Raw genomic sequence first — 14,355 nt, 5'->3', positions numbered from 1 at the left:
AGCAACGATCAGTAACTATAGATACAAACAAATCTCTTTTCTAGTGGGAGTACACAGATGCAAGAGCATGGAGTCATGCGTTGGTTGCAGTTAACATATAAAGTACCCAGTGAGCCTTCGCAGAAGCGCGTGTGGGTCTGGCGACGGCTACAGAATCTTGGTGCCTATGCCCTGCAAAACTCGGTGTACCTGTTACCCTATTCTGACGAGGTTGAAAAGCTTTTCCGTCAATTGGCCCACGATATTCAAGAGATGGGTGGTGAAGCCAGCATTTTTTCAGTAGTGGCGTTAGATGTCGCTGACGAACAGCGTATTCTGCATGCATTGTTAGATTGTCGTAACGCTGATTACAATAAAGCAGTAAACGTCTGCGCACACTTTCTGCATCGAGCGGTCGCCCTGGTTGAGAAGCAAGAATGGAATGAGCAAATACAGGCAGAATGTTCAGATATTCTTGAGAAAGTCCATCTTTCCTTTCGTGCGGCTAAACGGCACGATGTACTTGGATCATATACCGCGATTGCGCGGGCCTCGGCTGCGGAAGCTATAGCTGTCTGTGAGCAAGTTTTCCGTGTCCTACAAGTACGAGAATTTACCAAGGCACGACGTTTGCTTGAGATGAACTATGAATGGATTTACCTGCCAACTACCTCTGAAAAAGATTCCTCTCCTTGTTCAGGAGAATCAGAGTTATCGACCGACGAACCCGTATCAACGCGTTCTGCCCCGCGTTAGAATTGTAGGAACCAGTTTTTGAGCAGCCATTATCGATAGTCCATGAATATTTGCAAGAATTCAGGTTCCTTCCCTATAGCATTTTAGTATCTTATCGTGTACACTCAAACTAACTACAACGAAACTCTTCGCTCGCACGTATATAATGTAAATATAAAGTAGTTTAAGTAGGTCACCCTCCTACTTTTAGGATATCAGGGGGAAGGACAATGCAAGGACCAAATCAAATTCGCAGATCAAGTGGCGCAAAAGCTATAGCCATTGATGAGCGGGCAAAATATGTGCGCTATCGTCTCTATATGTTGATTACACTACTGACCGGTTCTGGATTTGCTCTTGGCCTCCACCTTATTCTTGGTCGCTAACTGAGCAAAAGACAGTGTCCATCCAGGGATTGTTAATAATTTCCTGGTGGGCACTTCTTTTTGCCTGTTTCATGTGAATTGTTCGCAAAGTGTTAAGCATAGGACATATAATTAGATAGCCAAATTGTCTTTTTTTGTAACACTTCTATAGAAAAGTGCGACTTATATTAAGAGAAGATATTTCCCGTTCCGTTTTTGTTTGCTCTGATAGTTCTGGATGCTCATAGTGGAAAACAAGAAAATACCAGAGCAAGGGGAAAATGTGAAATAGTTCATAGTTTTATAGTGATCTGCGCTGCATACTAAAAGAAAAATTGTTATACATAAAGAAAAATCTTTCTGGACGAGACAAAAACCGTAAGTTTTGTATTACTCTTTAGTAGAGAACTGAATCAGGAACTCTCATTGGATACCAGGTCCCAAATGAATGTAGTGGAAAATGAGACTCAACTTGTAGACGATGCCTGCCATGGATCGCTTGATGCCTTTGAGTCTCTGGTAAAACTTTATGAGCCGCGCATCAGACGGATGCTGTATGGTATGACTCAGGATGTTCAACTCACGCAAGATCTTTGTCAGGATACGTTCCTGGCGGCCTATCGTGCACTGCCACGTATGGAAGGGAAAAATCTGCGTTTTGCTCCCTGGCTCTATCGTATCGCACTCAATCTGGTTCGTAGTGAATGGAGACACCATAAACATATCAAAATGGTTCCCTTTGCAACACCATCAGGAAATGACGAACACTACTTTGAAGAGCAGCAAGGTGAAGATTACCTTGTAAGCGATGAGCACTTCGAAGAGCAGGTGATGCAACGAGAACTGGTTCGTCGTGCCCTGGCCCAACTTCCAGAGTCCTCGGCAATGTGTTTACTATTAGATGCCGAAGGGTACTCATACAATGAGATTGCTGAAACATTACAAGACTCACTCTCTGCTGTACGTAGCCGACTCGCACGCGCACGGCAGGCGTTCCAACGCATATATAACCGTCTCGATCAGGAAGGAAGATGATGAAGGATAGGCATCCTGACCCCCATAACTCTAGTCACAAGTCATGTTCTTTTAGTGCTAGTTGTGTTCAAAGAATCGATGAGATCGAAGCATTAACGGCCCAGTCCTCGCAGGATTTCTCTAGCTATATGGATATTTCAGGCGAGAGAGTGCAGATTGAGCGGCTGCGTGAGCATCTGCTTTTTTGTGAGACTTGTAGAAATGCTGTCAATGCTACTTATAAATTGCGCGATCGACAACGCCATGCATTACAAGACTTTCTATCTGAAGGCGAGACAATCGTACCCTCGACGACTGCTTCTATCCTGGCCAGGCTACAAAGTGAGCCACGTCGAACTCCCTCGACTGCTCATGATATTCCTATGTTGATGGATACGCCAGTTTTGAAGTTGCCCAAACCCAATAATTCTATACACCCTAAAAATAAAATAAGTTTTTTCTTAACGTTGGCGGCGGCCGCTTTACTGATTATGGGTTCTCTCCAGCTTTTCACAAAATTTGGCGCCCATTTACCTTTGTCACAAATATCCACTACCGCATCAACCGCAAATAATCGTAGTACTGCTGCCAGACCGAGCATGCTAGCAAAAAATAAAAAACATGATCTAACAAGCTTGCGCAAAACTATTGACTGGTCTGCTGTGATTATGACGCACCTTTCGGAAGATGGTAAGGATCTAATGATTGAGAATTATGATCCCATCCATAATAAGTCTGCCCTACTATTTACCTCCTCAAATGCTACCGTTGTAGATGGTGTCTCGCATCAAGGTGATAATCTGATCTATCACATGTACGATAGAAAATCCCAAAAAACAGTATATGCTTTTCTTTCTGGTGAGCAATATTATTTTTCTGGTCGCGGCCTTAATGCAATCTGGTCGACAGATGATCGCGAAGTTTTTTTTAATACTGCTGATGGATCGTTATGGAAAATTGATACAAAGCAGCATGATAGCTTGCCAATCAAGCTACCACAGGTGATACACGCCGATCAACTGAGTTTTTATCGCAATCATTTCTTATATTATGTGCGTGGATATGCCCTTTATCGTATAAGTGTGGATGCCAGTCCAAGTATAGAGCAGCAAGTGGTTTATGCGGCATCCTCTAAAGTGTTCTGGATGGATCCAATTTCAGAGGACATTTATTATGTCAAAAAACATGTGGCCGAATACGATATCTATAAGCATCAGAGCAATGCGGCCTTAGCAAGCGATTTGCCGATACAGCCCAATGGCATACCTGTTGGATATACAAACGATGCGCCAAACATCTGGGCCATTATGTATGTAAGTTGGAATTCACAGACAGGTGGTTTTGATATCAGGAAAACTTCTGCAAAGCAAGCGCTAATTAGTGATATCGTTGATGGTAAAGTCCGGGCGCTTTGTGGTTTTGAAACAACGGATGGCGCTATCTGTGATAATAGTCTGGCGCTCTCTCCGATGGGAAGCATATTGCTGGTTGGTGGGGTTGATAAAGCGCAAGCATACCACCTCTGGTCTATTAATCTGAATACGAAAACGCAGACCGAACTGACAAATCCTGCTGGCAAAAGTCCAGTACAATTGATTGGCTGGGATAAGCTTGGGGTTGACTAACCTGTGCTGATTTTTCTGGATGAGGAAAATAAATCCTCCATCAAGAAATGGCAGGCCTTTTTTGATGGAGGATGGAATTACTGTTTAATTGGCTTTAACAACGGCTACATTTAAGCCATCAGTATAGTCATTGTCGTTGGCTAACACAATTGTGGTTAAGCGTGGATCTTCCCGGGTCAGTTGATTATATTTTACCAGTCCGGCGGTGTCAGCATCCATATCTGCTGTTGGTTGGAAGGCTATGCCGTTGCGTACACAATTATCAGCAATGATGATGCTGCCAGTACGGCTAAGCTTGATGGCCCATTCTAAATATTGCGGATATGACGCTTTATCTGCATCAATAAAAATAAGGTCAAAAGGGGCTTCAGCCGTGAGCGTGGGTAAAAGTTCCAGCGCATTACCGACCCGCACCTCTGTTTTATCACCTACTCCTGCATTCGCAAATGACGAGCGCACCACTTCAGCATGCTGAGGATTGATTTCCAGCGTAATCAAGTGTCCATCTGCAGGTAATGCGCGTGCCAACCAGATGCCACTATAACCAGCCAATGAACCAATCTCTAGAATCTTATGGGCCTGGCAGGCTGTAGCAAATACCTGTAATAGTTTGCCCTGGATTGGATTGATCTGTATTTCTGGCAGTCCAGCATCTTTAGCCGCCTGTAAAGCTCCATGTAAACCAGCATCTTCAGGAGCAAAAAGGTGAGAAATTGTAGACTCGATTCGATGACGCTGTTCATCTTGTTGTTCTAAGGTGTTTTCTGACATAAATGAGTTGCCTTTCATCCGGCCATACAAGCAATTTCATCGAGTTGTTTTAGTGACGCCTGATCATCATTGAGGCATCGAAGTTCTTTTTTTATCATACAACATTTTGCTTTGAGCGCTGAAATTAAAGGCAGAGATACACGCCGCTTATGCTGCACCTATATCCCTGCCAGTAATATAAGGGTGCCTAGAAGACTTTTGCCAGGCTATCAAACTGAACATATTTGTGCATGCCAACACTGGTGTAGAGCTGATGGGCCCCGGTTGCATTTGTGGCATTCACCGTGAGTAGAATGCGCCGCATTCCCCGTTGATAATAGGTAGAGAATGCTGTACGCAATAATTGTTGTGCAATGCCTTGCTGACGCCAGGCGCGTCGTATTGCGACCTGCCAGATAAAGCCTTCCGCATTCTCTGGATAGATACGACACGATATAGTACCTACGAGCTGAGTTCCAGCCACCGCAACATAAAGCATTGATGGATCAAAACTTTTGGTTTTCACAAAAACATTTTCATACCAATCGGCATAAGCTTTATACGGTTTGCCATCGATATCAGGAAACGCTTCGGCAATTACCGCATAGACGGCCTCCTCCTCCTGTCCCTGTACAAACGGGCGAATAATAATGCCAGATAATGGTCGGGGGGCTTCTGGTTCCTGATCCAATATGATCTCCATTTCATAGTCGCTTTCCTCGATGGTAAAGCCATCCTCAACAAGTACAGCCGTTTTTGTTGGAATAAAGCTCCAACTATAGAGGCGATGTGGAGTTTCTGGATAGGCTGCCAGTAAAGCCAACGTACGTTCATTGGCAAACTGGAGGAGGTAGCTGGCAATGGGCAAATGTTGATAGGCTGGATGCACATTTGTATGTACATCTAACATGATACCTTGACGGGTAACCGCAACACCTGTATACCCGATAATCTCTCCGCTAGTAGTAATGGCGCACGCATTCCGGGTTAAATCTACCTTTTCTTTGTCCCAGAGTTCATAAACATCCTCAACAGTAGTATCACCCTGACCTATTTCAGCCATGTCGGCTTGATTCGCGAGTGTCATGATTGCGCTTGCGTCCTCGCGATAAACCTCGCGAGCGAGTAAGCCTGCTGGTAGCGTAATTGTAGCCATCTAAAAATGCTCCATTTCTTTCTGTTACTGATGGGCGGGACCCTGTGGAAGAATCCTGCATAATTGTCTTGCATAAGAATGCAGGCAGGCACAACTCTGTGTATTCAGCCAGAGCATTATTGAGGTATGGGTATTGATAGGCAGCAACAGGCTCAGCGTGAACACGTAGGAGATGTGCCCATGGCCTGACTGGTAGATGAACTATGCGAGGGATACAATCTTCAGGCTATATTTAGCATGTAGTGTTATGCATTGTGATGCAACCTGAAAAAGGGCATAGTGGGCCTATGGGCGACAGTGAATCGCTCGGGTGCAAAAATGCAGAGCCGGCAACCACAGCGAGCAAACAAATGTTTGTCTTTCGCTTTTGCCATAATATAACTACTAGCCCTTTTCTATTTAAGAAGACACGGTCTGTTTTAATATTAGCATAATCTAGTATTTCAGGTCAACGCCTGATTTTTATCGTTGTTTCCTTTCTCGCAGACTGTTCAACTGCCTTTAAATCAATCGCTGCATGACATTCCTGGAAAATTTGACGACTTTCATTGATATAATCTATTCCCTGCTGATATATATGCTTGTGCGTATCGTGAGGGAATGGAGACGATTGATGATATTGCTGTAACAAGAGGGAACCACAGCAAGCCAGCGTGCGTGCATAATCGAGCTGTAAACCATGCTCCTGACAAATCTTGCGTGCTTCCTCAAAGTAGTTAAGGGCCAGACTCAACCATCCTCGGGACTGGAAGATGCGACCTAGTAGCCGATAGGCTCGTTCGATAATACGTGTCGTCTCATAATCCTGGGCCTCTTTGAGAGTTCGCTGTGCAATTTCCTGAGCCGTATCCAGATCCCCCTGTAAAAAATGCACCAGGGCTAGTGAATGCTTGGCATCGATAATCGTTTCAATCTCCATGCCTTCGTAAGCGATGGATTTTTGCAGGGTTGTTTTAGCACGGGCTAATAGTTGTGTGCAGCGTTTCGTGTTTTCCTGATTCTCTGGTAACTGCCGTATGGCAAGGGCCTGAGTGATTCTCAGATCTGCAAGTCCAACCATCGCAAAGCGCATACAGCGCGTACTTTTAATGGCCCGACTGGTGACAAGGGCATGTTGGATATCTTTGGTGGCTGCTTTTAAATGACCAAGGTCTGTATGTACAGATGCCAGGGAAATACAGCACCAACTGATGTGTTCCCGATCATTGATCCGTTCAGCTAGTTCTAGACTTTGTTTATACCAGGCTTCAGCCTCCTGTAAGGAGCCGGAACGCTGAGCAACATCACCTAGATTATGCGTTACAAACGTCATGTTTGGAAGATCACCGCCGCGTTCAGCCAATGCCAATGAGCGACGCATATACATACGTGCCTCATCATGTGCGCCTTTGACAATGTTGACCGCGCCCAGATTTCCGCACACACGTGCCATTTCTGAGATCAACTCACTACGTTCATAGATACCTAAAGCGGTATGCAAATGATCCATGGCACTATTTACTTCACCCAGGCTCGCAGCCACAATTCCCAGGCGTTCATGAGCATAGCCAATCTCAAGCGGATCACCTGTAAGCGCTCGTTCAATGCGTGTCAGCGAAAGATCTCTTGTAGGTTCCGGGGCATGAACAATACCTTCTAGCATTGTTAAAGCTTCTTGTAAATAACGTCGTGATTGAGTGTAATCGCCTTGTAAACGGAAGAGTGCGCCATACTGGAGATGGAGGCAGGCCCAGGCCGCACCATTGGTAATACCAGCTTCGAGCATGGTTGTTTTTCCGCGTTCATAACAACTATAGGCCGTCTCATACTCGCTGGTAAAGGTCCAGGTATTGCCAATCTCGCGCCAGAGCATGGCCTGGATCTGTGCCTCTTGCTGGTGTTGTTCTGCATTATGAGCAGCACTTTTAGACAGATCGCTGTTCAAATAGCTTTGAAAACGCGTACTGGTGCGCAGGAGAAGAATATATTCATACACCTGACGTCCTTCGACAAAATTGCCAAGGACAATACTACATTCAGCAATACGTTCCAGGATACGGCAGAGGTGAAGTGGCTCATCGAAGCGTAATTGCTCAATATCCTTATGAATAATGTGCTGGATGTATGCATGAATATCAATGTGGGCTGTTGCTGTAATGTCATTGCTGCTTAGTGCCTGGAAGACCAGGCTATAGTATTGCTGTGCCTCAGTATAAGCTGCTAAGGAGTAGGCCTGATTGCCTGCGAACTCAGCATAGTAGGCTAATGTGGCTGCATCGCCACCACCTTTGCTTAGATGGTAGACGATCGTAGCGGCTACTTTTTCAGGCTGGTTACCTGAGGTGCTTTTGATTGCTTCAGCGGCTCGTCGATGTAACTGAGCTCGACGCGCTGCTGAGAGACGACTATAAAGATGGCTAATAATTAATGGATGCCAGAAATGATAAATGATATGTGCCCCGGTACCTTCTTCGATCAACAGACCAGCATTTAGCGCTTCGTCAAGCAAATCCAGCACTGTATCTTCATCCGCATCATTTGCCATGGGCAGCAACTGGCGTAATTCAAACGATCCACCGATCACAGTTGCCTTACCCAGCAATTGCCGACATCCAGGACTAAGTCTGTCCAAGCGACGTTCCAATACGGCAGCAATGGCTTCAGGTAACGAGATAGTTGGACGGTTGAGTTCGTTCTCAGGCTGATTGGACGTTTTTATGGAAGAGGTGTGGGCATGATAAGACGGACCATTTGAGGTAGCCAATTTATAGTCAGGCAAGGGATCCAGAGGAAGGCTTTGATCAGCATCCTTGTTGGTCGTATCGATATAACGCGCTAGCTCTTCCGCAAAAAATGGATTGCCAGCGGCTTGATTTTGAATACTTTCCACCAGATCATGTGGCAGATGTGCTACAAGCGTACCAATTTGGGTTGAAGTGAGTGGGAGCACAGGTACCACTACCACAGCTTTTTCGCGTTGTAGATCAGCGATCAACGAACGTAGCTTATGTTGCGGGGTTAATTCGCCATCTCGGCAGGTGCCAACCAAAAGCACAGGTTGGTCCTGAAGATGATGAATCAAGTAGGTAAGTAGCTCAATACTACTATCATCGGCCCAGTGTAGATCATCTAGAACCAGGAGTAGGGGATGTTGTTTACTGAAGCTTGTGATTAAGCCAAGCGTAGCCTCCCATAGATTGAGTCGCTCCTGCTCATGTGAAATAGGAACCGTAGGCTTCCCATTGCCATTGGCCTGGTGGATAATTTCTAGATCAGGTAGCAACGCACTCAAGCGCTCTAGTTTCAGTGGTGAGGCCGCCAATTCACGAAGCATCGTATGCGTTGAAGTATCGTTTCGACGTTTGGTGAGATTAGCAAATACTGCTGTACTTTTAAAAAGCGTACGTAATAGATCGGTCCAGGGATGATAAGGGATAGAGCTTTCCTGTTCATAAGAACGACTCCAGGCCACGGTCCAGCCGTCTTTATACGCTTGCAGGCTAAGCTCTTCCGCCAGACGGGTTTTGCCGATGCCGGGTTCACCGCGCAATAAAATAAAGTGTGGATTTCGTGTACGTAAACTGCTCGTAGCTGTCGTAGGAAAATGCTGTTGGGTCAGTGGTTGGGTTATGGATGCCGCAGCCGCCACTTTTTTCTGCAGGGAGTGCATAACCTGGCGCATGGTATGAAACTCCCGGTCACGTCCGATTAAAGGACTTTGATAGTGACGACCGAGCTGAAAGGTCGGGCGTGTAAAAGATAAATCTGCCTCAACTTCTGCAACTTCTGCCTGGATTTCTGAAGCAGGAGCAATTGCTTCAACCTTTTGGGTATAGAGTGTGGGTACATGGCCTTTGCGTAACTTCTCATAAAGCTCAGTCGTCTCTGGAAGCGGCTCGCCTTCAAAATCGCGTTGAAGCATGGTCTCATGCTGGCGATAGATTTGGAGCGCTTCTCCACGGCGATCGCGTTGTGTTAAAAGCATCATGAGATGTTGAAGCGCGGTCTCATTTGTGGGATCCGCAGTACGTAATCGATCCAGCGTTTCAATCGCGCTGGCATACTCCTCATGTTCCGCCAGATTTTGTGCCAGGTTGAGTAAAAGTCCAACCCAGGCCCGATGTAAAGCATCACGGCGTTGGGACGCCCACTCCGAGTAAAGCTCTTCTAATAAATAACTGCCACGATAGAGTTCTGCCGCCTCTTCTTGTAATTGTCTGATTTGTGTTGGATCAGTAGCGGTATCAGCTTCCTTAATCAAATTTTCGAAGGCTTCAGCATCTACCCAGATCTCTTGATGGCCTGCTAATCCAAGCACATCGCGTTCCAGACGAAGCAAACGTGAGTCTGCGGGCCGCGTTAAGTCCGGTTCGAGCATCTGCCGAAGTTCATGTACAGCGCCATTAAGGCGATTAGCGGCAATGCCAATCTCAAGGTCCGGCCAGAGTTGATCCATCACTTGTTCGCGACTCAGTCGCCGGTTTGGACTACTCAGCAAGCAGCCGAGGAGAGAACGGGCGCGACGGCGGTGCCAGAGCCGTCCATCGATAGTCTGCCATTCATCGTGTTCGCCTTTACGATCAATGCGAAATTGGCCCAGTACATAGACACGTAACGCTGGTGTCGTGGTTGGAGAAGACAGCGAAGCAATCGAGGTAGCCATAGTAGCAGAAGCCTGCTCAAGTTTCACGCTATCTGGTAGCGTGGCCCCAATATACTTGCTGACGGTACGTCCATTCTCACTCCAGTATGCGTACCAATATGGTCCGTGTCCTGAGCCTTCTTTGCATTTACGGCAGCGTTCTTTACCGCAACGTGTGAATTGTTGGCGATAGGTAATTTTTCCAGTCATTTTATTTGCCTATCTGCCTGTGAGAAGCATTTATCTAAATAAATACCTTCTATAGCTGAAATGGAGATACATGTATAACTTCAGATTAATTATAACCTAGTTTAGGGGAACCCTACAATAGCATAGCCAATCTGCTTTGAACGTGGAAGGCCAGCTAATTTATTTTCCGTCTTGATTTTGCTATAATTATAGGCAGTTGAATTCATGTAAAACAATCGAGAAGGAGAATATGCTACATGATCCGCAGAAGCAACAAAAGGCAGTCATAAAAAAGCGCAAGAAACTTTTGGTCGTGACGGCAAGCCTCTATATATTGCGGGACCTCATGACAATGCACGCTCTATCATTCAACAATTAGAGAGGACCGCGGGGACCAGCAATTTTGATTATGTCATGCCCTTTGCTGACTTTTAAGTAGTAGACTAGCTGGCGTCGCTCCCAAAACAGGTGCGGCACCAACTAGTCTTGTGGTCGGCCACCAGCCTGGTATCGAATATCCTGATATCAGGATTATGCCGTTGGTGTATTTGTCTCACTCAAGGTGGTATAGAGTTCTAACACATGTCCATCGGGGTCGCTGAGATGGGCTGTGCGGGCCCCCCATGCTGGACGATCTTGAGGACCAAATACGGAAGTAGCTCCGCGCTCAACCAGTTGTTTATAAGTGGCATCGACATCATCTACCTGGAAGTTAAGCACTACCTGGCGATTAGCGGATGCGGTTGTGGAGGGAACCTCGCCGATAGAGCTGACAAACTCCTCTCGATCCAGAAGTTCAATTCCTGTTTCCCCTAGTTTGAAGTAGGCGTATTGCATACCATCGTCACTGTAATTTACAGGTAAGCCAACGATATCCCGCCAGAATTTCAGTGACGCCTCAAAATCACTGACCAGCAGACGAACACAAATAAGTTTCATTGTTTCACCCCTTTGTTTTTCTATGATCAAGAGTTGCCTCTAAATCAAGATCATTCGTAGAAAGGTAACATTCCAGGATCAATGGATCCGGCTTGCTTCTTTTATGGAAGTATATCAGGAGTAGCGGTTACAATCGATCCTGATTATGTTTGTTTTTACAGATAAAAAAAGAGCAAAAATCGTCTATCGTGGCGGAAAATTGGCGGCACAGCCGCCAATTTTCCGCCACGATAGACGATTTTTTAGTCGGTGCCACAGGCACCGACCGTCTTGAAGAGTTGCATGTAGGAGCGGTGTGCTGTGTTCATGCATTCGCGATACCTTTGTAGTGGTGTATTGCCGTTACTATGCTGAATTTGCGTTTAGCTGGTAAGAATACAGCAAAAAGTGATATAGTTACTACATGGAAACCGTGAAAAAGACAGCGTGCAATAGTTTTCTGGTGACCTGTACCTCGTGGTAAAGTACAAATGTGTATTTCAACCGCTGTTTCCACTTCGACCAGCAAAATAAGAACAAGAAATTGATATTAAGAAGAAAAAGAAAATTGATCTATGCCAAAGCTCGAAGGTTCAGTTGAAAGTATCGTTTTTCACAATGAAGAAAATCAGTATACTGTGGCCCGTTTCCGTTTAAATGATCGCGGACGACTTTTTCGAGATGATCTGACGACGATTGTGGGGGTGTTACCTGGTATTCATCCTGGTGAATTGTTGTCGCTTGAAGGGGAGTGGGAGAGCGATCCACGCTATGGCCGCCAATTGAAAGTCACGAGTTTTGTGCAACGTTTGCCCGCTTCGACTGAAGGTATGGTACGTTATCTCAGTTCAGGATTGATCAAAGGCATTGGCCCCAAGAAGGCGCAGGCAATTGTTGATCATTTTGGCGAACAGACGCTGGCGATTATCGAGCAGCAACCAGAAATGTTGACAGAGGTCAAAGGAATTAGCCGCAAAGATTGTGAGCGCATTGAAAAGGCCTGGTTGGAACAGGAAGATATCAAAGAGCTCCACTTATTTTTGCAGTCCCATGAAGTCTCGATGAGTGTGGCCACGCGCATCTATAAGGAATATGGCCGTGAGTCGATTCGCGTTGTACGGGAGAATCCTTATCAATTAGCTGAGCAAGTTAGCGGTATCGGCTTTCGTACCGCGGACGATATAGCCGTCAAACTGGGTTTGCCGCAAGATAGCCTGGCGCGCCTGGCGACGGGCTTAAAGTATGTGTTAACCCAGGCCGCTAATGATGATGGTCATTGTTTCCTGCCAGAAAGTGATTTGATTCGACGAGCATCGCATATCTTGCAGGTTCCTGTCGAGACGCTGCAGGAGGCGATGGTGCATTTGCGCACTGAACAAGATATTTTTGTTGAGCCACCATCTAAAGCATTTGAACTACCACCAACCGAAAAAAAACTGCCTGTAGTCGCCGAAGATATGGATGAAGATGAGGTTGAGCATGCAACCGCGTCAGATGAGTTCGATGCGCGCATCTACTTTGGACCTTTCTGGTATGCTGAGAATGGTTCAATGCGTTTGTTACGTATCCTTCGTAACGCGCCCAGTTGTCTGCCACCCACTTCACAAAAGCAGTGGGACATCGTTTTTGCACGCCTTAAACAGCAGCGCCAGATGGAACTAACGGAGCGGCAACGTGAAGCCGTGCAGGTTGGATATAACCAAAAAGTCTCGATTCTCACTGGTGGTCCGGGTACGGGCAAATCAACGTCATTGCGCGCCTTGCTGATGCTTTTGCGTACACGCAAAATTGATGTTGCCCTGGCCGCTCCGACAGGACGTGCGGCGAAGCGGTTAACCGAGGCTACCGGTGTCCAGGCTAAAACCTTGCATCGACTATTGGAATATGCGCCACACGACAACAGCTATCAGCGGAACGAAGAGAATCCCCTTCCTTTCCAGTTTGTCATCGTTGATGAGTTCTCCATGGTGGACATTCTGCTCTTTTATCATTTACTCAAGGCTCTGCCGCGTACCTCTCATTTGTTGCTAGTAGGTGACGCTGATCAATTACCTTCGGTAGGACCTGGCAATGTCCTGCGAGACCTCTTACGTAGCCAGGCTATTCCAGCGGTGCGTCTAACCGAACTATTTCGTCAGGCGCAGCAAAGTAGAATTATCGTTACCGCTCACCAGATTAATCAGGGCATCGTGCCTAATCCTAAAATTGAAGCCAGCAGTGATTTCTTTTTTATGAAGGAAGAAGATCCTTTTCGCGCGCAGCAACTGGTCATAGATCTGGTCAAGCGGCGCTTGCCAGCAAAATATCACTTTAATCCCATCGCGGATATCCAGGTGCTTGCTCCTATGTACAAAGGTGCAGTAGGAGTTAAACTGCTTAACGAACGTTTACAAGAGCAGTTGAATCCTTCAGCTTTAGCGCAGGTGGAATGGAGCGACCGACTTTATCGTGTGGGCGATAAAGTGATGCAGACCAGGAACAACTATGATAAAGGAGTCTTTAACGGTGACGTTGGCTTTATTCGGCGCATTGATCGCGAAAATATGGTAGTCAAGGTAGAGTTTTCTGAAGAGGCCGGCCCACTGATGGTCGAGTATGAATTTCACGAATTGGATGAGCTTGTGCTGGCTTATGCCGTTACCGTTCATAAGAGTCAAGGTAGCGAATATCCAGCCATTGTCTTGCCATTGGTGCGTGAACATCGTATGTTGCTACAACGCAACCTGCTCTATACAGCCATTACGCGCGCCAAGCGCTTTTGTGTTATCGTTGGTCAGCCCTCGGCCCTGGAATATGCCGTCCATAATGATCGGGTGGCCCTGCGTAATACAGGTCTGGCTGAGCGCTTACTGGAACTGGCGCATAGCCATATTCAAGCCTCAATCTAGTCGGGTTCATGTTGGAATAAAGTCTCCAGTCAATTGTGTTTTCAACCTAAGAGAGAAAAACATTGTGCATTGCCATGTCAGCATTTTAGTTTGAATGTTATAATTGGTGAACGGA

9 protein-coding genes are annotated in these 14,355 nt (G+C 46.2%); 5 read left to right on the top strand and 4 right to left on the bottom strand.

Annotation, left to right across the window (positions count from 1 at the left end; all coding sequences use genetic code 11):
- Nucleotides 1–57 precede the first annotated feature (57 nt).
- The 4 genes from EL633_RS00890 (at nt 58) to EL633_RS00880 (ending at nt 3,718) form a co-directional block, all read left to right on the top strand.
- Complete coding sequence (locus EL633_RS00890; protein ID WP_126625387.1) at nt 58–735, top strand: Chromate resistance protein ChrB; 678 nt, start codon at nt 58–60, stop codon at nt 733–735.
- A 209-nt stretch (nt 736–944) separates the two neighbouring features.
- Nucleotides 945–1,100, top strand: a complete 156-nt coding sequence (locus EL633_RS36415; protein WP_161981842.1) for a hypothetical protein — start codon at nt 945–947, stop codon at nt 1,098–1,100.
- Nucleotides 1,101–1,505: 405 nt separating this feature from the next.
- Nucleotides 1,506–2,114, top strand: coding sequence for an RNA polymerase sigma factor (locus tag EL633_RS00885; protein WP_126625386.1), 609 nt, complete (start codon nt 1,506–1,508; stop codon nt 2,112–2,114).
- Nucleotides 2,115–2,476: 362 nt separating this feature from the next.
- Complete coding sequence (locus EL633_RS00880; protein ID WP_126625385.1) at nt 2,477–3,718, top strand: hypothetical protein; 1,242 nt, start codon at nt 2,477–2,479, stop codon at nt 3,716–3,718.
- 84 nt (nt 3,719–3,802) lie between these two features.
- On the opposite strand, the gene EL633_RS00875 is transcribed toward EL633_RS00880, so the two are convergent.
- The 4 genes from EL633_RS00875 to EL633_RS00860 form a co-directional block, all read right to left on the bottom strand.
- Nucleotides 3,803–4,489, bottom strand: a complete 687-nt coding sequence (locus EL633_RS00875; RefSeq protein WP_126625384.1) for an O-methyltransferase — start codon at nt 4,487–4,489, stop codon at nt 3,803–3,805.
- Between the two features lie 187 nt (nt 4,490–4,676).
- Complete coding sequence (locus EL633_RS00870) at nt 4,677–5,624, bottom strand: GNAT family N-acetyltransferase (protein ID WP_126625383.1); 948 nt, start codon at nt 5,622–5,624, stop codon at nt 4,677–4,679.
- A gap of 448 nt (nt 5,625–6,072) precedes the next feature.
- Complete coding sequence (locus tag EL633_RS00865; RefSeq protein ID WP_126625382.1) at nt 6,073–10,455, bottom strand: DUF6788 family protein; 4,383 nt, start codon at nt 10,453–10,455, stop codon at nt 6,073–6,075.
- Nucleotides 10,456–10,965: 510 nt separating this feature from the next.
- Nucleotides 10,966–11,373 (bottom strand): VOC family protein, encoded by a 408-nt coding sequence (locus EL633_RS00860; protein ID WP_126625381.1) that lies wholly within the window; start codon nt 11,371–11,373, stop codon nt 10,966–10,968.
- Nucleotides 11,374–11,927: 554 nt separating this feature from the next.
- Between EL633_RS00860 and recD2 the strand changes: the two genes are divergently transcribed.
- Nucleotides 11,928–14,240, top strand: coding sequence for an SF1B family DNA helicase RecD2 (gene recD2, locus EL633_RS00855; protein WP_126625380.1), 2,313 nt, complete (start codon nt 11,928–11,930; stop codon nt 14,238–14,240).
- The last annotated feature ends 115 nt before the right edge of the window (nt 14,241–14,355 follow it).

The sequence above is a fragment of the Dictyobacter alpinus genome, from assembly GCF_003967575.1.
Classification (GTDB): domain Bacteria; phylum Chloroflexota; class Ktedonobacteria; order Ktedonobacterales; family Ktedonobacteraceae; genus Dictyobacter; species Dictyobacter alpinus.
This window is presented reverse-complemented; position numbering and strand designations above follow the sequence as displayed.